Below are 21,622 nucleotides of genomic sequence, written 5' to 3'. Positions count from 1 at the left end.
CCGCCGGGGCCCTTCGCGTTCCCGTCCTCCGGTTGCCGCCCGGCGGGCCGTCAGGGGGCGACGGTCCAGGTGTCCTTGCCGCGCAGCAGCGCGTCGAGGCCGGCGGGCGCCGCGTCCTTCGCGTGCTGGATCTGGGCACGCACCTGGTCGTCGTACGTAGGCCGGGCGACCGAGCGGAAGACGCCGGTGACGGTGTGCTCGCCGCCCTGCCCGCCGAGCCGGGAGAGCGCGAAGGCGTACGAGGGGTCGGGGTCGGCGACGTCGTGGACCACCAGCGCGTCCTCGCCCACCTCGGCCACCGCCCGCACCGCCGGCCGGCCGTCCCGGCCGCGCACCACGCCGTACTCCCCGGCCGCCCCGAAGCGGACGGGCTCGCCGTGCCGCAGTGCGATGATCCGGTTCTCCCTGGCGCCCGGCTCCTTGAGGGCGTCGAACGCGCCCTCGTTGAAGATCGGGCAGTTCTGGTAGATCTCCACCAGCGCCGTGCCCCGGTGCTCGGCCGCCGCGCGCAGTACCTCGGTCAGGCCCTTGCGGTCGGAGTCCAGGGCGCGGGCCACGAACGTCGCCTCGGCGCCGATCGCCAGTGACACCGGGTTGAAGGGCGCGTCGAGGGACCCCATGGGCGTCGACTTGGTGACCTTGCCGACCTCGGAGGTGGGCGAGTACTGGCCCTTGGTCAGCCCGTAGATCTGATTGTTGAACAGCAGGATCTTGAGGTTGACGTTGCGGCGCAGGGTGTGGATGAGGTGGTTGCCGCCGATGGACAGCGCGTCCCCGTCGCCGGTGACGACCCAGACCGACAGGTCGGAGCGGGACGCGGCGAGGCCGGTGGCGATGGCGGGGGCGCGGCCGTGGATGGAGTGCATCCCGTAGGTGTTCATGTAGTACGGGAAGCGGGAGGAGCAGCCGATGCCGGAGACGAAGACGATGTTCTCCTTCGCCAGGCCCAGTTCGGGCATGAAGCCCTGGACGGCGGCGAGGATGGCGTAGTCGCCGCAGCCGGGGCACCAGCGCACTTCCTGGCCGGACTTGAAGTCCTTGGCGCTCTGCCGGGCCGTGGCGGCCGGCACGCCGGCCTGCCCGCCGAGGGCCGGCATCCCGAGGTCGATCGCTGTCATGCCCGGAGCTCCTCGATCACGTCGGTCAGCACGGTCTGCAGTTCCTCGGCCTTGAACGGCATGCCGCTCACCTGGGTGTGGGAGCGGACGCCGACCAGGTACTTCGCTCGCAGCAGCAGCGCCAGCTGGCCGGTGTTCATCTCGGGCACGACGACACGGTCGTAGCGGGAGAGGATCTCGCCGAGGTTGGCCGGGAAGGGGTTGAGGTGGCGCAGCTGGGCGTGGGCGACGCGGCGGCCGGTGGCGCGGACGCGGCGGCAGGCGGCGCCGATGGGCCCGTAGGTCGAGCCCCAGCCGAGCACCAGGACGCGGGCCCCGCCGTCCGGGTCGTCCACCTCGAGGTCCGGTACGGCGATGCCGTCGACCTTGGCGCGGCGCAGGAGCACCATGCGTTCGTGGTTGGCGGGGTCGTAGGAGATCTCGCCGGTGCCGTCGGCCTTCTCCAGGCCGCCGACGCGGTGCTCCAGGCCGGGCGTGCCCGGTACCGCCCAGGGGCGCGACAGCGTCCGCGGGTCGCGCAGGTAGGGCCAGAAGGTGCCGGAGCCGTCGGGGGCGTTGGGTTCGGTGGCGAACTCCACGCTCAGGTCGGGCAGGGAGGCGGCCTCGGGGATCAGCCAGGGCTCCGAGCCGTTGGCGATGGCGCCGTCGGACAGCAGCAGTACCGGCGTGCTGTACGTCAGGGCGATGCGGGTGGCCTCGAGCACGGCGTCGAAGGCGTCGGCGGGGGAGCGGGGGGCCAGGACGGGCACGGGCGACTCGCCGTTGCGGCCGAACATGGCCTGCAGCAGGTCGGCCTGCTCGGTCTTGGTGGGCAGACCGGTGGAGGGGCCGCCGCGCTGGACGTCGATGACGACGAGCGGGATCTCGGTCATGACGGCGAGCCCGATGGTCTCCGACTTCAGCGCGATGCCGGGCCCGGAGGTCGTGGTGACGCCGAGGGCTCCGCCGTAGGCCGCGCCCAGCGCGGCGCCGATGCCGGCGATCTCGTCCTCGGCCTGCAGGGTGAGCACGCCGAAGTTCTTGTGCCGGGCCAGCTCGTGGAGGATGTCGGAGGCCGGGGTGATGGGGTAGGTGCCGAGCACCACGGGCAGTCCGGAGCGCTGTCCGGCGGCGACGATGCCGTAGGCCAGGGCGGTGTTGCCGGTGATCTGCCGGTAGGTGCCGGCGGGCAGCGGGGCCGGGGCGACCTGGTAGGTGACGGCGAAGGACTCGGTGGTCTCGCCGTAGTTCCAGCCCGCGCGGAACGCCAGGACGTTGGCCTCGGCCAGCTCGGGCCTGCGGGCGAACTTCTCGCGCAGGAAGCGTTCGGTGCCGGCCGTGGGCCGGTGGTACATCCACGACAGCAGGCCGAGGGCGAACATGTTCTTCGCCCGCTCGGCGTCCTTGCGCTCCAGGCCCGTTGCCTCGAGGGCGCCCTTGGTGAGGGTGGCCATGGCGACCCGGTGCAGCCGGTACGTCCCGTCGAGCGAGTCGTCCGCCAGCGGGTCGGCGGCGTAGCCGGCCTTGGCGAGGTTGCGCCTGGTGAACTCGTCGGTGTTGACGATCAGGATGCCGCCGGGCGCGAGGTCGGCCAGGTTGGCCTTCAGCGCCGCGGGGTTCATGGCGACGAGGACGTCGGGCCGGTCGCCGGGCGTGAGGATGTCGTGGTCGGCGAAGTGCAGCTGGAAGCTGGAGACACCGGGCAGGGTGCCCTGCGGGGCGCGGATCTCGGCCGGGAAGTTGGGGAACGTCGCCAGGTCGTTGCCGAACTCGGCGGCCTCGGAGGTGAAGCGGTCGCCGGTCAGCTGCATGCCGTCGCCGGAGTCGCCGGCGAAGCGGATGACGACCCGGTCCAGGGTGCGGGCGGTGCCCACGTCGGTGTCGAGGCTCATGAATCGCTGATCTCTCTCATGGTGCTGAGTTCGAGGGTGGTGCGGTGGACGGCCGGGTTGGCGCGGGCCGCGCGGCGGCGGTGCAGCACGCCGTAGGCGGCCAGCAGCAGGACGAGGAAGGGGATGCCGAAGTACAGGGCGGGCGCGAACTGTTCGGTGAAGGCCATGGTCACCAGGACGGCCACGACGGCCAGCATGGCCAGGGCCGTGGTGACGGGCGTCCCCGGCAGCCGGATCGGGGACGGCTCGAGCCCCCGCGCCTGCCGCGTGCGGCGGAACGCCCACTGGGTGGCGAAGATGAGCAGCCAGGTGACCAGGGCGCCGAAGGTGGCGATGCCGACCAGCAGCGCGAAGGCCGTGTCCGGTGCCACGACGGCCAGCACGGTGGCCAGGGTCAGGCCGGCAGCCGAGAACAGCAGTGCGTTGACCGGCGCCCCCTTGGCGTTCAGCGCGGTCAGCCGGCGGGGCGCGTAGCCGTCCTTGGCCAGTGAGTGGACCATGCGGGCGCTGACGTACAGGTTGGTGTTCATGGCGGACAGCGCCGCGGTGAGGACGACGAAGTTCATCACGGCGACGGCACCGGGGATGCCGGCCGTCACGAACAACTGGACGAAGGGGCTGCCGCCGACGCCGCCCTCGTCGCGCCCGGCGAGCGGCACGATGCTCACCACGATCGCCATGGCCAGGACGTAGAACAGCGCCAGGCGCAGCACCATGCCGCGGGCCGCGCGCGGGATGTCGCGGGCGGGGTCGCGGGACTCGGCGGCGGTCAGCGCGACCGCCTCGGTGCCCATGTAGCCGAAGGTCACCACGGTCATGGCCAGCCACAGGCCGGTGATGCCGCCGGGCGCGAAGCCGCCGTCGCCGGTCCAGGCGGCGAGCCCCACGGGGTCGCTGCCGGGCAGGCCGACGGTGATGAAGGCGATGCCGAGGAGGACGAAGACGCTGATCGTGACGATCTTGATCATCGCGAACCAGTACTCGAACTCGCCGAAGAACCGCACGGAGGCGGCGTTGACCAGCAGCATCGCGACGGAGAAGAACACCACCGGCACCCACAGCGGCAGCTGCGGCCACCAGAAGCGGACGTACATCCCCGCCGCGGTGACCTCGCTGCCGATGTTGACCACCTGGGCCACCCAGTACATCCACCGCTGAACGAAGCCCGCCCACGGGCCGAGGTAGGTGTGAGCGACGGCCCCGAAACCGCCGGCCCGCGGGTGGACGACGGTCATCTCGGCCAGCGCGTAGGCGAGCGCCAGGGCGAGCACGGCGCCGGCCGCGTAGGCGATGATCACCGACGGGCCGGCCATCGACAGGGCCAGGCCCGAGCCCAGGAACAGGCCGGTGCCGATCGCGCCGCCCAGGCCGATCATGCGGACCTGGCGGCTGCCGAGCACCCGCTGCAGCTCCGGGCCCGTGGTGGCCTCCCGGGTGCCGTTCACGAGCCCTCGCCCGCGGCGGCCGCCTGCTCCAGGGCTCCCAGGAACGTCGCCTCGTCCTGGGCGCCCACCAGGGTGGTGCCGTCGCCGAAGGCGAAGGCGGGCACGGCGCTCACGCGCGCGTGGGAGGCGGCGATCGCGGCGCGCACCTCGGCGGTGCCCTCGCCGGAGGCGAGGAAGGCGCTCACGCGCGCGTGGTCCATGCCCGCCCGCACCGCCCGGTCCAGCAGCAGCGCGGTGTCGCTGACGTCCCCGCCCTCGGTGAACCAGGCGGTGAACAGCAGCTCCTCCAGGAGCGCCTGGACCTCCCGGCCGTACTCGCGGCCCGCCAGCCACAGCAGCCGGTGCCCGTGCAGCGTGTTGACCGCGAAGCCGGAGGCGTTGCGGAAGGTGATGCCGATGCGCTCGCCCGCCGCCGTCACCTCCTCGCTCATGGCGGCGGCCCGCTCGGCCCCGTACTTGCCGGCCAGCCACTCGAGCATGGGCACGGCCGTCGCGGGCCGCTCGCCGTCGATCTGGTACGGGTGCAGGGTGACACGCACGTCCACCGTCCCGTTCCGGGTGAACGCGGCCAGCGCGCGCTCGAAGTTCCGCTTGCCGACGTAGCACCAGGGGCAGGAGATGTCCGAGTGGATGTCGACGGTGACGACGGTGCTCACGGGCTCACCTTCACTACGCTCACGCGCCCGGCCGGCCGCTGGTTGACGGTGTGGGTGTCGAACGCGCCGACCTGGGCGTACTTCGCGGAGATGCCCGCGAGTTCGGCCTCGGACATCACGTCGTGGATGGAGGCGAAGCCGTCCGGCGCGCGCTCGTGCGCGATGTTGATGACGACCTCCGGCCCCATCTGCCGGTTCTTCAGCTGCAGTTCGGTCATCGCCGGGCGGCGCCGCTCCTCGTAGTCGGCGAGCGCCTCCTCGACGTCGTCGTGCCCGGCCAGGCAGTGCGCCAGCACCCGGGCGTCGACGATCGACTGGGTGGCGCCGTTGGAGCCCATCGGGTACATGGCGTGGGCGGCGTCACCGAGCAGGGTGACCCGGCCGCGCGTCCAGTGCGGCAGCGGATCGCGGTCGACCATCGGGTACTCGAACGCCTCGTCGGCGGTGCGCACCAGGGCCGGGATGTCCAGCCAGGGGAAGTCCCAGTCGGCGAAGTGGTGCAGGAAGTCCTCCGGGTGCACCCGGCGGTTCCAGTCGGCCCGGTCGGGGATCTCCTCGCCCTCGGCGCGGCGGGCGACGGCCCAGTTCATCAGCACCGGCTCGTCCGGTCCCGCGCCCGTCGACATGGGGTAGACCACGCCGCGGCGCCGGTCGTCCCCGGCGATGACCATCGTGCGGCCGTTCAGGAACGGCCTGCTCCAGGTCGCGCCGCGCCAGACGACCAGGCCGTTCCAGCGCGGCGCGCCCTCGCCCGGGTGGAGAGTGGCGCGCACCGCGGAGTGGATGCCGTCCGCGCCGAGCAGCACGTCCGCCTCGGTCTCGGAGACGGTCGAGGTGGAGGGATGGGCGACGGACACCCGGAGCCGGCCGGTGGGCATCGACGAGAAGCCGGTGATCCGGGAGTCCGTCACGATCGCATGGGCGCCCAGCCGCTCGCGCACGGCCTTCGCCAGCACCATCTGCAGGCGGCCGCGGTGAATGGACAGCTGGGGCCAGTTGTAGCCGGCGGCGAGGCCGCGCGGCTCGTTCCAGATGAGCTGGCCGTGCCGGTTGTAGTACGACAGCTCGCCGGTGCGCACCGAGGCGGCCACCAGCTCCTCGTACACGCCCAGTTCGTCCAGCTCGCGCACCGCGTTGGGCAGGATGTTCAGGCCGACGCCCAGGGGGCGGATCTCCTGGACGGTCTCGGCGACGGTGATGTCGGTGAAGCCCTCGGCGTGCAGGCTCAGGGCGGCGGCGAGGCCGCCGATGCCGGCGCCGGCGATCAGAATCCTCACGATGCGGCCTTCGCGTTCTGCCCGGCGTCGCGCGTCGCGTGCGCGGAGCCCCGGGTGAGGTTGGCGTTGTCACGGGTCAGGTCGAGGATCTGCTTGAGCAGCTCGACGCTCGCCCCGCCGCTGCCGACGGGGAAGAGCCGCACGTCCTCCTGGTAGGCCTTGCGGGCGATGCCCAGGTGCCGCCCCCGGAAGACCATGATCACGCGGAGCAGGCGCAGCAGTGCCTCGGCGCTCTCCAGCAGCTGCGGCGCGGACCGCTCCCGCTCGCCGGGATCGTCGCCGAACGCCTCCACCAGCCGGCCCACCAGCGACGGGCCGCGCAGCCAGGACGCGTACAGCTCGCGCCAGCGCGGCAGGCTGTAGGGGATCGACTCGGCCAGGAACTCCTGGTACCCGGGCTCGCTGTGGTCCGAGGCCCACACCGCCAGGTCGATCAGCCACAGCGGCACCTGGGCCGCCGCCGGGCCCAGGTAGGAGCGGCCGTCGAGGGTGACGTTCTCGTAGTAGGGCCGCAGCACGCGGGCGAAGAAGGCCGGGCTGACCTCCTGCACCACCATGTCGATGGAGTCGACCATCGCGCCGAGCAGGTCGGTGAGTTCGTCGAGGACGGTCGCGAACGTCCCGTCCGTCGGGTCGGTGTGCGCCAGGACGTCGCACAGCTCCAGGCCCGAGCGCAGCCGCGGGAAGACCATGCGCACCGACTCCTGCAGGCAGGACTCCTGCGGGTCACCGGTGTACATGCGCTGCCGGGCGCCGGTGGGGTTCCACGTCGTGTAGTGGTGCACGGTGTCGCGGGGCACCATGCCGGTGCGCCGGCCCAGCTCGCGCAGGACGGGGACGACCTCGGGCACGAGCCCGGCCGGTTCGGTCTCGTCGTGGCGCTTGATCGAGCCGAGCAGCATGCCCAGGTCGCGCATGACGGCCAGGCACTCGTCCGTCGAGTAGCCGGCCAGGTCCCGCTCGTGGGGCAGGAGTTCGCGCAGCATGGCGGCCAGCGCGGGCACGTCGGCCCGGCCGTTGAGCTCGGGCAGGGTGGCCAGCGCCTGGTCCGCGCCGAGCGGGTCCAGGGCTCGGACCCGCTCGTTCTGCAGGGGGTCACCGTGGGAAAAGGTGCCGTCGGACATGGGGCCGTGGGACACGGGTGTGCCGGGGAGCGTGTGCGGGCTCATGAATATCTCCAGAAGGGCATGGCTGTCCCCGCTGCCGGGTGCGGGGAGGTGAACGGGGCGCGGTCCGGCCCCGGGACGTCGCGAAGGGACGCGCCGCTCGCGCGCCGCTCGCGCGGCGGTCGGGCGGCGGTCGGGCGGGCGCGGTCAGTCGCCGGAGCGGGGTGCCGGGCCGAGGACGATGTGGACGTTGGTGGACGAGATGCTCTGGCCGTTGACCGCCACGACCGGTGGCCTGCCGGGCCGGGCGGGCAGCGCCCGCGGCCGGGTGGGCACCACCAGGGGCAGCCGGTCCCAGTCCACCGCCGGGTGCGGGGTGGTGAAGTGCAGGCTGGGCGGCACGGTGCCGTGCTCGAGGCAGAGCACCGCCTTGATCAGCCCGGCCGCTCCCGCCGCCGCCTCGGTGTGCCCGATGTTGCTCTTGACCGAGCCGACCAGGCAGGGGAAGCCCGCGGGCCGGCCCTCGCCCAGCACGTCGTTGAGCGCGCCGAGCTCGACCGGGTCGATGCGGGTGCCGGTGCCGTGCGCCTCGACGTAGGAGACGTCCCCGGGCGGCACGCCGGCGTCCTCGTAGGCCCATCGCATGGCGGCGGCCTGGCCCTCGCGGGAGGGGTCGGTCAGCCTCGCCTTGGACCGTCCGTCGTTGCCGACGGCGCTGCCGAGCACCACGGCCCGGATCCGGTCGCCGTCGGCGAGCGCCCGCTCCAGCGGCTTGAGGACGAGGACTCCGGCGCCCTCGGAGCGCACGAAGCCGTCGGCCGAGGCGTCGCCGAACGCGCAGCGGCCGCGCGCGGAGAGCGCGCCCGCCCGGGAGAGCATGTCGTTCGCGGTGGACGCCAGGATCAGGCTCACCCGCCGGCCAGGGCCGTGGTGGCGTCGCCGGAGCGCAGGGCGCGGCAGGCCAGGTGCAGGGCCGTCAGCGAGGAGGCCTGGGCGGTGTCGACCGTGACGGCCTCGCCGCGCAGGTCGAAGGCGTGGGCGAGGCGGCCGGCGAGCAGCCCGCGCTGGTGGGCGCCGGAGAAGGCGTCCAGGCCCAGGCCGTCCCGGTCCCCCGCGCGCAGGTTGTCCCAGTGGTCGGAGTGGGACTGGCCCACGAAGACCGCGGTGCGGCTGCCTGCGAGCCGCCCGGCGGGGATGCCCGCGTCCTCGAGCGCTTCGCGCGCCGTCGTCAGCAGCAGCCGCTGCTGCGGGTCCATGACGGCCGCCTCGCCCGGCGTGACGCCGAAGGCCGCGGCGTCGAAGGCGCCCGCGTCGAGCGCGGGATGCCCGGCGTCCAGGAAGCCGCCGCGGTGGGCGGTGGTGCGGTGCTCCCCGGCGCCGGATGCCGACGTGCCGGATGCCGACGTGCCGGATCGTGCCGGCGGGACGTCACCGACGGCGTCGTGGCCGTTGGTGATCAGTTCCCAGAATTCCTCGGGTCCCCGCGCACCCGGGTAGGCGCAGCCCATGCCGATGACGGCGATGGGCTGCCCGCCCCCGGGCCCGCGCGTGTGCGGACCGGTCATGCTCTTTCCCCCGTTGTGTCCCCGTTGTGCCCCGTCCGGGTGCGGCACGCGCGCGTACCGCACCCACCGGGTGTGTCAGTCGCCGGCCTTGGCCCAGTGCTGCCAGGGCTGGGCGGCGATCCACTCGGCGAGCGGAGTGAGCCGGATGCCCAGCTCGCGCGTCGTCGTCTGCGGGTCGGCCGCGAACAGCTGCGGGTCCTGGCCGGTGGCCGCCCAGCGGTAGATGCCCGCGACGCCCTGGGCCGTCTCGGCCCCGAGCACCTGGCCGAGGCCGGCCTCGAAGTCCTCCGCGTGCAGCGGCAGGTAGGTCACCTCGCGGCCCAGGGCCTCGGCGAAGGCCTCGGCGAGCTCCGGGCCGGTGACGACCTCGGCGCCGCCGATGTCGAGCGTCCGGCCCTCCAGCCCGTCGTTGCCCAGGGCGGCGACGACGGCGGCGGCCAGGTCGGCGTGGGAGAGCCACGCCACCTTCTGGCCGGCGGGCAGCGGGTAGGCCAGCACGCCCTCGTTGACCAGCGCCGGGCCGGTCCAGGGGCTGAAGAGGTTGTCCAGGTAGACCGGCGGCCGCACGACGACCAGCGGCAGCCCGCTCTCGCGCAGGACGGCCTCCACCGCGCGGCGCGTCTCGAACGACGCGTACGGCGTGGTCGCCTCCGGCAGCGGGGTGTTGACGTTGTAGACCAGGCGCTCGACGCCGGCGTCCTTGGCGGCGTCGGCGATGTTGCGGGCGTAGGCCAGCACCGTCTCGGTGTCGTAGACCAGCGGCATGACGAGGGCCGCGTGGGTGATGCCCTCGAACGCGCGGCGCACGGCGCCGGCGTCGGCCAGGTCGCCGTGGACCATGGCCAGGCCCTCGACGCCCCGGCCCTCCTCGGCCGGGTTCCGGGAGAAGCCGCGGACCGTGTGGCCCTGCTCGAGCAGCAGCCGCGCGACGGCGCCGCCCTGGAAGCCGGTGGCCCCGAACACGAGGTAGTGATTCCGGCTGTCGTCAGTCATATGGGGTTTCCCTTGCGATGTGGGGACGTTGCGATGTGGGGACGTGGCGTGTTGTGCCGATTCATCCGTCGGGCCCAGCCTGACCGGTGCCCCTGAAGCCTTCAATTAGCAGCCAACTGCGGCTGGTTAACGTTCGTCCGCTCGCGCAGCGCCAGGCTCAGCAGCGCCGCGGCCGCGGAGACGGCGGCGGCCACCCAGAACGCCGCCTGGAAGCCGGCCGTCAGGGCCGCCTCCTTCGGGCCCCCGACCGCCTCGGTACGGGCCGAGGCGACGCCGGAGAGCACCGCGAGGCCCAGGACCGCGCCGAACTGCTGGCTGGTGTTGATCAGCCCGGAGGCCAGGCCCGTCTCGTGCCCGTCGGCGTCCATGGTCGCCGCCACATTGGTGGTGACGGCCACCAGCGGCAGGCCGACGCCCAGCACCAGGCTCGGCAGGAGCACGTCGCCGGTGAACGAGCCGTCCGCGGTCAGCCGCGCCAGCCAGGCCAGTCCGGCCGCCACCAGCGCGAAGCCCGCCGTCATCACCGGGCGCAGACCGAACCGGCCGATCAGCCGGTCCGTGGACCCGGCGACCACCACGACCACCAGCGACAGCGGCAGCAGTCCCAGCCCACCCGCCACCGGGCTGAACTCGAGCACCGCCTGCATATACAGGCTGACCAGGAAGAACATCGGGAACAGCGCCATCTGGGACAGGCCGCCGAGCACATTGGCCAGGCGCAGCGTCGGGCGGGCGAAGACCTTCAGCGGGACGAGCGGGGCCGCCACCCGGGACTCGATCACGACGAACGCCACCAGCAGCGCGGCCGCCAGCGCGGCCGGCACCAGCGTGGCCGCGGCCGTCCAGCCCGCCTCGCCGGCGCCCACCAGTGCGTACGCCAGCAGACCCAGCCCGGCGGTCACCGTCAGCGCCCCCGCGAGGTCGAAGGACCGCTGTCCGCCCTCCTGCCGCGCCTCGGGCAGCATGCGTACGGCGAGGGCGATCAGCAGCAGGCCGGCCACGACGTTGAGGGCGAAGGTGGAGCGCCAGCCGAGCCAGCTGGTGAGGACCCCGCCGAGCACGGTGCCGGCGGCGCCGCCCGCCCCGGCCATCGCCGCGAAGATGCCCAGCGCCTTGTGCCGGTCGGGCCCGTCGGCGAAGAGCGTCAGCAGCAGCGCGAAGGCGGACGCGGCGGCCAGCGCCGCGCCGACGCCCTGCGCGGCGCGGGCGGCGATCAGCCAGCCGGCGTCGCCGGCCAGGGCCCCGGCGAGCGAGGCGGCCACCAGGACGGCCAGGCCCAGCACGAACAGCCGCCGGCGCCCGAAGAGGTCGGCCGCCCGGCCGCTGAAGAGCAGCAGACCGCCGAAGGTGATCAGGTAGGCGTTCGCCACCCAGGACAGGCCGGCGGGCGAGATGCCCAGCTCGTCACCGATGGACGGCGCCGCGACATTGATGATCGCCGTGTCGAGGATGAGCATGAACTGGGTGCAGGCGAGCAGTGCGAGCGCACGCCACCGGTTGCGCACCATGGGGGATCACCTTCCGTGTGGGGGCCGGCGGCCCTACGCGCCGAAGCCGGCGGGGGATTCGGCCAGTTCGTAGCCGTCGAGGCAGGCCTGCGCCAGCCGCTCGCACAGCTCGGGGCTGCCGTCGCGGACCATGGACGGCAGGTAGATGTGGGGGGCGCCGTGGTAGAAGCGCTCGTACTGCTCGTGGCGGCCGGCGAACTCCGAACCGAGGGCGTCCCAGGCCAGCTTGAACAGCTTCACCCGCTGCTCGGCGTCCGCGCCGGGCGAGCGGACGTACTTGGCGACCAGCGGGCCGATCACCGGGTGGCCGAGGTCGAAGCCGGAGGCGGGCAGCTGGATGAGGCCGCCGCCGGCCAGCGTCTTGATCTCCTGCAGCACCTTGGGGTAGATGTCCGCGGCCATGAAGCGGTGCGCGGAGGCGATCTCCTTGTTGATCTGCACGGCGCCGTCGCCGCCGGGGACCGGCTCGTAGGAGGCCTCGGCCGCCAGCAGCATGGACTTGGCCATGTTCAGCCAGCCCATGAGGCGGCCGATCTGCGTCTGGACGGGCGGGAGTTCGTAGGTGCCGTTGGCCTTGGCGATGAGGATGCCCAGGCCGACCAGGAACTCCAGCTTGGTCCAGAAGCGGGTGGCCGCCTGGTGGACGAAGTTCCAGTAGGCCGGGGTCTTCCACCACTGGCCGAAGGCGACCTCGGTGTCGCGGTAGACCAGCACGTTCTCCCACGGGACGAAGACGTCCTCGCAGATGAGCATGGAGTCGTTCTCGTCGAAGCGCGAGGAGAGCGGGTTGTCGAACACGCTGCGCGCGCCGGCCTCGTAGGAGGCGCGGGAGACGAACTTCAGGCCCGGGGTGTCCAGGCGGACCGAGAAGCTGATCGCGTAGTCGATGTCCTTGGCGGGCAGCGGCTCGATGGTGCCGACAATGATCTCGTCACCGAAGATCGCGGCGGTGCCGATCATCTTGGCGCCGCGGACGACGATGCCCCCGTCGAGTTCCTTGACGACCCGGATGTACAGGTCCTCGTCCTGCTGCTCGGAGGCCGCCCTGGTGCGGTCGGCCTGCGGGTTGGCGAGGGTGAAGGACTGGTAGAGGTCGCCCTGGGACATGCGCCGGTAGTAGGCGTCCAGGTTGGCTGTGCCGTCGAAGGTGCTGCCGGCGAACAGGCCGGGCAGGGCGGCGAAGCCCGCGATGCCGGCGGCCATGTAGTCGGGGGAGCGGCCGAGGAATCCGAAGCTGGCCTCGGACCACGCCTTGAACGCCTTGCGGCGGGCCACCAGGTCCTCGTAGCTGCGCGGAATGTCGTACGCCCGGTGCACGCGCACGTCGGAGCCGGCGGGCCGCACGGTGAGGATGTCGCGGAAGGCCGGGTCGTGGGTCATGTCGTACAGGCCCGCGATGGAACGGACGGTATTGCGGAACGCGCGGTGCCGGGTGACGTCCTCGACGCGTTCGCCGTCGATCCATACTTCCCGCCCGTCGCGCAGCGAATCGATGTATTCCTGTCCGGCGCGAGTCATTGTTCTCCTGGTGGGGTTCTGCGGATTTACGTGTGATGTACGTGGGTGCTGCGTGTGATCTACGTGTGTTCTACGTGTGTTCTACGTGTGGGGAAGTGCCGTTCGTGAGGCGTTCCGTCGGCGCTCAGACGGCGTAGGGAGACGCGGCGTTGGCCGAGTCGGGATCGAAGGCGCCGATCCGCGCGTGGCGGCGGGCCACGCCGGCCAGTTCCGCGGCGGACAGCACATCGGATGCGCGCTCGAATCCGTCGGGGGCGCGGTCGTAGAGCATGTCGATGACGATTTCGGGCCCCATATTGCGGTTGGCCAGCTGCAGTTCGGTCATTGCCGGGCGGCGTTCGTCCTCGTAGGCCGTCAGGGCCTTTTCCACGCCGCCCGTGGTGGTGAGGTCACCGGCCGTGGCGAGGTAATGGGCGAGGGCGCGGGCGTCGACAATGGCCTGGGTGGTTCCGCCCGAGCCCATCGGGCACATGGCGTGCGCGGCGTCGCCGAGCAGAGTGACCCTGCCGAATGTCCAGCGCGGCAGCGGGTCGCGGTCGAGCATCGGGTACTCGAATGCGCCGGACGAATTCTCCAGCAGGCCGGTGACGTCGAGGAATCCGAGATCCCAGCCGCGGAAGTGCGGAAGGAATTTCCCGGGGTCGACCGGCTTGTTCCAGTCGCTGCGGTCGGCGTCGGGGCCGCCCTTGGCGGGCCGGGAGGCGGCCCAGTTGACCTGCACCCGGCCGTCGCCGTCCGGCTCCTGGGAAACCGGGTAGCAGACCACCTTCTGGGTGCCGTCGCCGGTGACGACCATGGAGGTGCCGCCGAGGAAGGGCGGCGCGGCGGTCGTGCCCCGCCAGACGGTCATGCCGTTCCACGAGGGCGTGCCCTCGTCCGGGTAGAGGGTGGCGCGTACGGCCGAGCGGAGTCCGTCGGCGCCGATGAGGACGTCCGCTTCGACGGGGGAGCCTGGACGGCCGTCGCCGTGCCGCAGGTGGGCGCGCACCCGCCGGCCGTCGGGCGAGGCGGTGAAGCCGGTCAGGCGGGCGTCGGTGGTGACGGCGTCCGGGCCGAGCCTGTCGCGCACGGCGTCGACCAGCACGGCGTAGAGGCGGCCGCGCGGAAGGGACAGCTGCGGCCAGCGGTATCCGGCCGCCCGGTCCCGGCCCTCGCGCCAGATGAGGCCGCCGGCGCGGCCGTAATAGCGCACTTGTGACGTTTGGACGGAAGCGCTGTCGAGTTCCCCGAAAAGCCCCAGTGACGCCAGCTCGCGTACCGCATTGGGCAGCAGATTGACGCCCGCGCCGAGCGGCCGCAGCCGTGGCGCGGCCTCGACGACGCGTACCGATTCGAATCCGGCATTGTGGAGACTGAGCGCGGCCGTCAGTCCGCCGATTCCCGCCCCCGCGACAAGAATTTCCACGGATCCCCCTACCCCCGTGACCTGAACGCGTCAGATCCGCCCTACGCGTGGTTCCGTGACTCCACGCCGGGCCGCATGCCTGTGGTGATCTTCACGTGTGGCCGGCGAACGGACGCGCCGACCTTGGCGAAGTCATAAGCGGAACCCCATATTCGATCCCCCGTCGATCAATCTTCCTTCGATGTAGGGAGTCTGTCCGGTTCCATAGTTAAGATTCAACTATCAAGAAGCCGTCCGCGTTTAAGGATCGTCCATGACTGGCGTAGACGACACACTGAGCGACCTGCTGATGCCGCTGCGACTGCACAGCGTCTTTCACAGCAGATGGCGCGCCCGCGGCCCGTGGGCGATTCAGGGGGAGGACGAGAGTTGTGCGGTCATCCATTACGTGCTGCGCAATGAGTGCTGTGTCAGCTTCGCGAAGGATTCCTCCCCCATCACCCTGAGGGAGGGGGATCTGGCGGTCTTTCCGCACGGAACCGGCCACACCATCGCCGACCGCGCGATCCCGCACGGCACCTCCCTGGACGCGGTGCTGCCGGACCGGCGGCCGGGCGCGTCCGGCATCGTCGACATCGGCACCACCGGGCCGGCGACCGAGCTGCTGTGCGGCAGCCTGCACTACGACGCCGTCAGCAAGCCGCCGGTCTACCAGGCGCTGCCGGACGTCATCCTCCTCGAGCGCGGCACCCTGGAGAAGGAACCGCTGCTGACGCGCACCCTGGAGAGCATCACCGCCGAGACCGCGCGCGACGAGCCGGGCACCCAGCTCATCGTCACCCGCGCGTTCGAGATGGTCTTCGTCCTCTCGCTGCGGGTGGCGCTGGAGAACCTGGCGGAGAGCTCCTCGGAGCTCTCCGCGCTGCGCCACCCCGGCATCAGCAGGGCCCTGCTGGCCATCTACCGCGAGTACGCGGAGCCCTGGACGATCGACTCGCTCTCCCGCCAGGCGGGCATGTCGCGCTCGGCGTTCACCAAGGCTTTCCGGGAACTGGTCGGGGAGGGGCCGGGCCAGCACCTGACCAAGCGCCGGATGCAGGAGGCGGCCATGCTCCTGTCGGAGACCTCGGTGCCGCAGAACACCATTCCCGAACTCGTCGGCTACCAGAGCGCGGTGGGCTTCCACCTGGCCTTCCGCAAGGCGTTCGGGCTGCCGCCGGGCGAGTTCCGGCGGCAGGCGCGGGAGTCCCACGCCTCGGCACGGCCGGCGGCATACTCCCGCAGGCCCCGGGCCGGCGCGGGGGCCGGCGCCCGGAGCTGAGCGCGGCACGCGCGCGTGGCGCGCGCGGTCAGACGTCCAGGTGGGCGTTGACCGCGCGCGCCGCGTCGGCGAGGGCGGGCAGCTCGACCACCTCCACGCCCGCCTGCTCCAGCAGTTCGACGCCTGTGCAGTCGGCGACGAACAGCGCCGGCTCCCGCCAGGCGAGGACCACCCGCGGGATGCCCGCCTCCAGCACGAGGCGGGTGCAGGCACGGGGGCGGGAGGCGCGCACGGAGCAGGGTTCGAGGGAGCTGTAGAGGGTCGCGGTCGCCAGCCGGGGGTCGTCGGGTGCGACCTTGGCCAGGGCGGCCTCCTCCGCGTGGGACAGGGGGTGGTCCTCGCGGCTGTGGCCGCGGGCGATCTCGGTGCCGTCGGCGGCCACGAGTACGGCGCCGACGGAGTAGGCGGTGCGCGAGGGCGGGCACTGCCGGGCCAGTTCGACGGCCAGCTCGAGCCACTGGTGGTCGCCGGGGCCGGGGGGCCGGGGGGTGGTCGTGGTCGTGGTCGTCACGCGGGCGTCTCCTTGGTGGGGTGGTGGTCCTTGGTCGCGTAGCGGAGCAGTACGACGTCGCCGACGGGTTCGGCGGCGAGCAGGGTGAGGCGGCGGGCGGGGCCGCCGGGGTAGTCGGCGGGGCCCAGGAAGCGGGGGGCGGCCGGCTGGCCGACCAACTGCGGGGCGATGGCGAGATGCAGCTCGTCCGCGAGCCCCTGGGCGAGGAACTGGGTGTGGATCGTGCCGCCGCCCTCGACCATCAGCCGGCGGACGCCGCGTGCGGCGAGGTCGTCGAGGAGGGCACCGAAGTCCACGGCGGGACCGGTGCTCACGACGTCCGCGAGCGAGCCGAGCCGGGCACGGGCCCGGGGGGCGCCGGCATCCGTGGTGTAGACGACCTTGCCGCCGCCGCAGTGCCAGAACCGCAGCGCCGGGTCGAGGTCGCCGCCGGCCGTGACGGTCACCTTCAGCGGGTGTTCCGGCCGGCCGGAGGCCACCCGGGCCGCGCGGCGGCGGGGGTCGTTGACCAGCAGCCGGGGGTTGTCGGCGCGCAGCGTGCCGCCGCCGACCAGGATGGCGTCCGACCCGGCGCGGACCCGGTCCACCCGGTCGAGGTCCTCGGGGCCGGAGAGCATCAGCCGGCCGGCCGAGGCGTCGTCGATGTAGCCGTCTATCGAGGCCGCGACGCTCAGTAGCACGTGCGGGCGGGCGTACGGACGCGTAGTCGAACCTGGCTTGAACTCGTCGTTCGACGACTGAATGTTCATGTGTCCGACCCCGAATCCGCGGCCGCGTCGGCGCTGGTCGCGCGGTGATCGAGTGTGCGATGTCGGGCGGTAAGGCGGTGGGAATCAGCCATAGTTGCTCCGGTGATGTGATGCAGGCCACAAACGGTATTGCGAATTGCGGGGGCGACCCTAAGGTGATCATGGTCTGGATAACCCCGCTGTGTACAGCGGGGATTTGGGTGGTCGGACCTGTGAAAAAGTAGGAGACTGACAGTGAATAAGGTCAGCGAAAGAGAGCAGGAGTATCCGACCTCCGCTCTGGTCGCCGTTCGCAGCAGCACGCGGGTTCCCCTCGACATCGGCCTCGACGCGCCGGTGGAGTCGGAACTCATCACGTTCGAGGGCCTGGCCGACGGGCGCGAGCACCTCGCCATCCGGCTGGGCGACGCGGAAGGCGGCGTGCCCTTGGTGCGCCTGCACTCCGAATGCCTCACCGGCGATGTGCTGGGCTCGCTCCGGTGCGATTGCGGACCGCAGCTCCGCGAGGCCCTGGCGCTGATCCACGAGCGCGGCGGCTATCTGCTGTATTTGCGCCAAGAAGGGCGCGGAATCGGCCTGTACAACAAGCTCGACGCTTATCGCCTGCAGGACGAGGGCTACGATACCTATCAGGCGAATATCCGGCTGGGACGCGGCGCCGATGAGCGGGATTACCTCTCGGCGGCCCAGATGCTGCGCTGCCTGGACGCCGAGGAAATCGATCTGCTCTCCAACAACCCCGACAAGGCCGAGCAGTTGGCCGGGCTCGGCATCCGGGTGCGGGACAGCATTTCCACGGGCGCGCATGTGAACCCCAGTAATTACCGGTATCTGGAGGCCAAGGTCTCCGAAACGAACCATGCAATTGATCTCGGAAGGGTGACCCTGTGATCCGCCACCGCGGTCCCATCAGCGGCATCGCCGCACTGCACAACACCTATGTGGCCACCGCCGGCTACGACAACCAGGTCATCCTGTGGAACGCCGCGGACAAGCGCCCCCTTGCCCGCAGCCAGCACGACCACCTCGCCAACCAGGTGACGTTCAGCCCCGACGGAAAGCTGCTCGTCACCTCCTCCAGCGACTACACCGCCCGCCTGTGGTCGCTGCCCGACCTCAAGCTGCTCGCCGTCCTCGCGGACCACGAGGACGACGTGGAGATGTCGGTCTTCCACCCCTCCCAGCCGCTGATCGCCACGGCCTCCCGCGACCACAAGGTCCGCGTCTACGGCTTCGACGGCGCCCTGCGCGCCACCTTCACCGGCCACACCGCCGACGTCATCTCCGTGGTGTGGGCCGGCGACGACGAGATCGTCTCCTCCAGCGACGACGGCACCATCAAGCGCTGGTCGCTGGCGTCCGGCTCGATGGTCGCCGACATCGACCTGGGCGGCGTCGAGACCGACACCGTCGCCCTGGCCTCCAACGGCACCGTCTACGCCGGCAACGACGACGGCGAGATCGTCGTGGTCACCGCCGAGGGCACCAGCACCATGCCCGCCCACGACGCCGGCATCAAGCGCCTGGTCTACAACGGCGCCCGCGAGCTGCTGGTCAGCCTCAGCTACGACCGCACCCTGCGCGTGTGGGACACCTCCGCCGGGCTCGCCCCCGTGGCCTCCTCCTCGCTGCCCAGCGATGTCTGGCCCCGCTCGTGCGCCTTCCTCGACGACACCACGCTCGTCTTCGCGACCTTCGGCTCGTCCTACGCGACCTACCGCATCGACAGCGAGCAGTGGGACCTGGCGGGCGTCGATGCCACCCAGGGCGCCAACGCCGTCATCACGCACGGCGGCACCACCCTGACCATCGGCGACGCCGGCATCCTGTGGCAGGACGGCGCCGAGCGTGCCCGCACCGGCAGCCTGTGCAACTTCCTCACCCCCGTCGGCGACCGCGTCGTCACCGGCGGCCAGATGGGCACCGTCTTCGACGCGTTCACCGGCGAGGTCCTGCACCAGCACCGCTCCCCGCTCAACTGCGGCGCAGCCTTCGTCCGCGACGGCCGCCCGCACGTGGTGATCGGCACCTACACCGGCGAGGGCCTGGTGTTCTCCCTCACCGACGACGGCACCGTCCGCCACGAGGCGACCCTGCAGCTGCACACCAACGCGGTCAAGGGCGTCGCCGTCTCCGGCGACGTCATCTTCTCCGTGTGCGCCGACGCCGAGGCCGCCTGGTTCTCCACCACCACCCTCACCGAGATCTCCCGCGTCGCCGAGGCGCACGACCGGATCGCCAATGGCTGCGTCGGCTTCGCCGACGGCGAGTTCGCCAGCGTCAGCCGCGACCTGAAGCTGCGCGTGTGGACCGGCGCCGAGGCCCAGGTGCTGGACACCCCGCACGACCACTCGATCAAGAGCGTCAGCGCCTCCACCGACGGCCGCTACATCGCCACCGGCGCCTACAACGGGCTCGTCGCGATCTACGACCGCCAGGACGCGGCCTGGAGCACCGTGCTGCGCCCCACCACGGCCGGCATCTCCTCCCTCCACTACGACGCCGACGACAAGATCTTCCTCGCCAGCTCCTACGACGGCGACGTCCACCGCATCACCCCGGGGCAGGCGTGACCGCCTCGCCGACGCCCCCGGCCACGCTGACGGCCAACCCCAACACCCTGGACGACCGGGAGGCGATGGGACTGCCCCGTTCCTTCGTCTCCCGGCTCGACCGGGCCGCGCTCGCCGCCGCCCACCGGGAGCTGGCCCACCTGCCCGCCGAGGACCTGGCGGCCGTCGCCGAGCACGCCGGCCGCCCCTTCACCCACCGGTACGCGGCCGGCACCCTCCTCGCCCTGCTGGGCGACCCCCGCATCCGGCCCCTGGACCCGGTCATGACCGACGTCCCGGCGGGCCGGGTGCGGCTCGGCCTCGCCGAGGAGAGCGTCGAGCCCGTCACCGCCGCCTGGCGGCACGTCGGCGTCCTGCCCGAGTGGATCGCCAAGGAGACGCCCCGGTACGAGGCGGACATCCCCGCCTTCCGCCTCGCCCGCTACCCCGTGACCAACGCGGAGTACCGGCTCTTCGCGGAGGAGACCGGCACCCACTGGCTGCCCACCTCCTGGCAGTTCGGCGCCTACCCCGACCACCTCGCCAACCACCCGGTGTGGACCGTGCCCCCCGAGGCCGCCGACGCCTACGCCCAGTGGCTGTCCGAGCGCACCGGCCGCGCCTTCCGGCTGCCCACCGAGGCGGAGTGGGAGTACGCGGCCTCCGGCGGGGACGGCCGTGCCTACCCGTGGGGCGAGGACTTCCGCCCCGAGCTGTCCAACACCGTCGAGCAGGGCCCGCTGACCACCACCCCGGTCGGCGTGTACCCCGGCGGGCGGTCCCCGTTCGGCAACGACGACATGGCGGGCAACGTCGAGGAGTACGTCGCCGACGCCTACGGCCCCTATCCCGGCGGCGAGCCGATCGACGACGACCTGCTGGTGGCCGAAGGCCCCTACCGGGTCGCCCGCGGCGGGAGCTTCACCCGCTTCGGCGACCTGGCCCGCTGCCGGCGGCGCCACGGCTGGTACCGCAAGCCCATCTACGCCATGGGCTTCCGACTCGCGGAGACACCATGACCCCCACCCCCGGCCCCGCCGCCACCGGCCCGCTGGCACTCGAGGCACCCTTCGCCCTCGACGACCGGGCGGTCCCGGGGGACGGCGTGGACTACGCGGCGCTCGAGCAGCGCCACCCCGCCTATGGACGGTTCGCCGCCCGCCTGGGCGACACCCCCCTGATCCCGCTGCCGGGGCCGGACGGCGGCGCGACCGTCCTGGCCAAGGCCGAATGGCACAACCCCGTCGGCTCGATCAAGGACCGGGTCGCGTACGCCCTGCTGGGCAGCGCGCTGCACGCCCACGGCGACCGCCCGTTGGACGAACTCCGCGTCCTGGAGTACTCCGGCGGCAACCTCGCCAAGGCCCTGTCCCACCTGTGCGCCGAACTGGGCGTCACCGCCCGCTTCGTGCTGTCCTCGGCGAGCCCGCGCAGCCTCCTGGACACCCTCGACGCACGAGGAGCCCACGTCGACCTCGTCGACAAGGAACGCGGCTTCCTCGAAGTGGTGCGCACGGCGCTGCGCATCGCCGCCGAGGACAGCGACTGGACGCTGCTCTATCAGCACAGGAACACCGCCAACCTCCTCCTGCAGGAGCGGACCACGGGCGCCGAGATCGTCCGCCAGCTCGGCGAACTGCCCGGCGGCCCCCGCCCGGACGTCTGGGTGGCCTCCATCGGCACCGGCGGCACGCTCGTCGGCGTCCTGCGCGCACTGCGCGCGAGCTTCCCCGGCGTACGGGCCGTCGGGGTCACCCCGGACGAACTTCCCTACGGCAGCGAGCAGCCGCCCAACGGCCTGCCGAAATACGGTGGTTCTGGTGGTATGGGACATGGCATCAGGCAGCCTTTCGTCACGCTTCACGACGATGAGATCGAGCACCGGACGGTCTCGTACCCCCGCGCCCTCGAGGGCATGGCGGAGTTCTTCGACCTCACGGGCATCCGTATCGGCAGCTCCGCCGCCGCCAACTGGCTGACGGCCAGGGCCGTCGCGGCGACCCTCCCGCCGTCCGCCACGGTCGTCACCGTGCTCCCCGACGCCGGGACGCCCGAGGAGTGGGAGCGGATAGGCAGGGGTGAGTGAG

The 21,622-nt window shown here is 72.3% G+C and carries 17 protein-coding genes and 1 pseudogene; 5 read left to right on the top strand and 13 right to left on the bottom strand.

Features of this window, described 5'->3' with window-relative positions:
• Positions 1-50 precede the first annotated feature (50 nt).
• The 12 genes from ACIG36_RS20365 to ACIG36_RS20310 form a co-directional block, all read right to left on the bottom strand.
• Positions 51-1,118, bottom strand: a complete 1,068-nt coding sequence (locus ACIG36_RS20365; protein WP_399929461.1) for a 2-oxoacid:ferredoxin oxidoreductase subunit beta — start codon at positions 1,116-1,118, stop codon at positions 51-53.
• Positions 1,115-2,989: a 2-oxoacid:acceptor oxidoreductase subunit alpha gene (locus ACIG36_RS20360; protein WP_399929458.1), complete on the bottom strand. Its 1,875-nt coding sequence runs from the start codon at positions 2,987-2,989 to the stop codon at positions 1,115-1,117. Before ACIG36_RS20360 ends, ACIG36_RS20365 begins: the two co-directional genes overlap by 4 nt.
• The gene (locus ACIG36_RS20355; RefSeq protein ID WP_399929455.1) at positions 2,986-4,434 is read right to left on the bottom strand and encodes an amino acid permease; all 1,449 of its coding nucleotides are present in this window, start codon (positions 4,432-4,434) and stop codon (positions 2,986-2,988) included. The genes ACIG36_RS20360 and ACIG36_RS20355 overlap by 4 nt, the downstream gene beginning before the upstream one ends.
• Positions 4,431-5,090, bottom strand: a complete 660-nt coding sequence (locus ACIG36_RS20350; protein WP_399929452.1) for a DsbA family oxidoreductase — start codon at positions 5,088-5,090, stop codon at positions 4,431-4,433. The genes ACIG36_RS20355 and ACIG36_RS20350 overlap by 4 nt, the downstream gene beginning before the upstream one ends.
• Positions 5,087-6,367 (bottom strand): flavin-dependent oxidoreductase, encoded by a 1,281-nt coding sequence (locus ACIG36_RS20345; RefSeq protein WP_399929449.1) that lies wholly within the window; start codon positions 6,365-6,367, stop codon positions 5,087-5,089. The genes ACIG36_RS20350 and ACIG36_RS20345 overlap by 4 nt, the downstream gene beginning before the upstream one ends.
• A complete protein-coding gene (locus ACIG36_RS20340; protein ID WP_399929446.1) occupies positions 6,364-7,536 on the bottom strand; it encodes a monodechloroaminopyrrolnitrin synthase PrnB family protein in 1,173 nt (390 codons plus the stop codon). Before ACIG36_RS20340 ends, ACIG36_RS20345 begins: the two co-directional genes overlap by 4 nt.
• A 144-nt stretch (positions 7,537-7,680) precedes the next feature.
• Complete coding sequence (locus ACIG36_RS20335) at positions 7,681-8,385, bottom strand: polyketide synthase (RefSeq protein ID WP_399929444.1); 705 nt, start codon at positions 8,383-8,385, stop codon at positions 7,681-7,683.
• Positions 8,382-9,038: a polyketide synthase gene (locus ACIG36_RS20330; protein WP_399929441.1), complete on the bottom strand. Its 657-nt coding sequence runs from the start codon at positions 9,036-9,038 to the stop codon at positions 8,382-8,384. The genes ACIG36_RS20335 and ACIG36_RS20330 overlap by 4 nt, the downstream gene beginning before the upstream one ends.
• Before the next feature lie 75 nt (positions 9,039-9,113).
• Positions 9,114-10,031, bottom strand: a complete 918-nt coding sequence (locus ACIG36_RS20325; RefSeq protein WP_399929438.1) for an SDR family oxidoreductase — start codon at positions 10,029-10,031, stop codon at positions 9,114-9,116.
• Positions 10,032-10,132: 101 nt separating this feature from the next.
• Positions 10,133-11,539: an MFS transporter gene (locus ACIG36_RS20320; RefSeq protein WP_399929434.1), complete on the bottom strand. Its 1,407-nt coding sequence runs from the start codon at positions 11,537-11,539 to the stop codon at positions 10,133-10,135.
• A 33-nt stretch (positions 11,540-11,572) separates the two neighbouring features.
• The gene (locus ACIG36_RS20315; protein WP_399929431.1) at positions 11,573-13,057 is read right to left on the bottom strand and encodes a 4-hydroxyphenylacetate 3-hydroxylase family protein; all 1,485 of its coding nucleotides are present in this window, start codon (positions 13,055-13,057) and stop codon (positions 11,573-11,575) included.
• Between the two features lie 124 nt (positions 13,058-13,181).
• Positions 13,182-14,462: a flavin-dependent oxidoreductase gene (locus ACIG36_RS20310; RefSeq protein WP_399929428.1), complete on the bottom strand. Its 1,281-nt coding sequence runs from the start codon at positions 14,460-14,462 to the stop codon at positions 13,182-13,184.
• Positions 14,463-14,715: 253 nt separating this feature from the next.
• Between ACIG36_RS20310 and ACIG36_RS20305 the strand changes: the two genes are divergently transcribed.
• Positions 14,716-15,723 carry an AraC family transcriptional regulator gene (locus tag ACIG36_RS20305; protein ID WP_399929425.1) on the top strand — a complete coding sequence of 336 codons (1,008 nt, stop codon included), beginning with the start codon at positions 14,716-14,718 and terminating at the stop codon, positions 15,721-15,723.
• A gap of 28 nt (positions 15,724-15,751) precedes the next feature.
• Here the strand turns inward: ACIG36_RS20305 and ACIG36_RS20300 are convergent.
• Positions 15,752-16,983: pseudogene (locus ACIG36_RS20300) on the bottom strand (dihydrofolate reductase family protein).
• Between the two features lie 234 nt (positions 16,984-17,217).
• On the opposite strand from ACIG36_RS20300, the gene ribA reads away from it, so the two are divergent.
• The 4 genes from ribA to ACIG36_RS20280 are packed head-to-tail and all read left to right on the top strand — an operon-like array spanning position 17,218 to position 21,621.
• Entirely contained in the window at positions 17,218-17,874 is a 657-nt protein-coding gene (gene ribA / locus ACIG36_RS20295) for a GTP cyclohydrolase II (RefSeq protein ID WP_399929422.1), read from the top strand.
• Positions 17,871-19,556, top strand: coding sequence for a WD40 repeat domain-containing protein (locus ACIG36_RS20290; RefSeq protein ID WP_399929418.1), 1,686 nt, complete (start codon positions 17,871-17,873; stop codon positions 19,554-19,556). Before ribA ends, ACIG36_RS20290 begins: the two co-directional genes overlap by 4 nt.
• Positions 19,553-20,554, top strand: coding sequence for a formylglycine-generating enzyme family protein (locus ACIG36_RS20285; RefSeq protein ID WP_399929415.1), 1,002 nt, complete (start codon positions 19,553-19,555; stop codon positions 20,552-20,554). Before ACIG36_RS20290 ends, ACIG36_RS20285 begins: the two co-directional genes overlap by 4 nt.
• Positions 20,551-21,621 (top strand): PLP-dependent cysteine synthase family protein, encoded by a 1,071-nt coding sequence (locus ACIG36_RS20280; protein ID WP_399929412.1) that lies wholly within the window; start codon positions 20,551-20,553, stop codon positions 21,619-21,621. The genes ACIG36_RS20285 and ACIG36_RS20280 overlap by 4 nt, the downstream gene beginning before the upstream one ends.
• Position 21,622 lies beyond the last annotated feature (1 nt).

The organism is Streptomyces sp. NPDC053048, assembly GCF_044547045.1.
Lineage (GTDB): Bacteria > Actinomycetota > Actinomycetes > Streptomycetales > Streptomycetaceae > Streptomyces.
This window is presented reverse-complemented; position numbering and strand designations above follow the sequence as displayed.

What these genes read in the sequence shown, in the direction of transcription:
- ACIG36_RS20365 (WP_399929461.1), bottom strand. Translation starts at nt 1,118, where the DNA reads ATGACAGCGATCGACCTCGGGATGCCGGCCCTCGGCGGGCAGGCCGGC.
- ACIG36_RS20360 (WP_399929458.1), bottom strand. Translation starts at nt 2,989, where the DNA reads ATGAGCCTCGACACCGACGTGGGCACCGCCCGCACCCTGGACCGGGTC.
- ACIG36_RS20340 (WP_399929446.1), bottom strand. Translation starts at nt 7,536, where the DNA reads ATGAGCCCGCACACGCTCCCCGGCACACCCGTGTCCCACGGCCCCATG.
- ACIG36_RS20330 (WP_399929441.1), bottom strand. Translation starts at nt 9,038, where the DNA reads ATGACCGGTCCGCACACGCGCGGGCCCGGGGGCGGGCAGCCCATCGCC.
- ACIG36_RS20320 (WP_399929434.1), bottom strand. Translation starts at nt 11,539, where the DNA reads ATGGTGCGCAACCGGTGGCGTGCGCTCGCACTGCTCGCCTGCACCCAG.
- ACIG36_RS20315 (WP_399929431.1), bottom strand. Translation starts at nt 13,057, where the DNA reads ATGACTCGCGCCGGACAGGAATACATCGATTCGCTGCGCGACGGGCGG.
- ACIG36_RS20280 (WP_399929412.1), top strand. Translation starts at nt 20,551, where the DNA reads ATGACCCCCACCCCCGGCCCCGCCGCCACCGGCCCGCTGGCACTCGAG.
- ACIG36_RS20305 (WP_399929425.1), top strand. Translation starts at nt 14,716, where the DNA reads ATGACTGGCGTAGACGACACACTGAGCGACCTGCTGATGCCGCTGCGA.
- ACIG36_RS20325 (WP_399929438.1), bottom strand. Translation starts at nt 10,031, where the DNA reads ATGACTGACGACAGCCGGAATCACTACCTCGTGTTCGGGGCCACCGGC.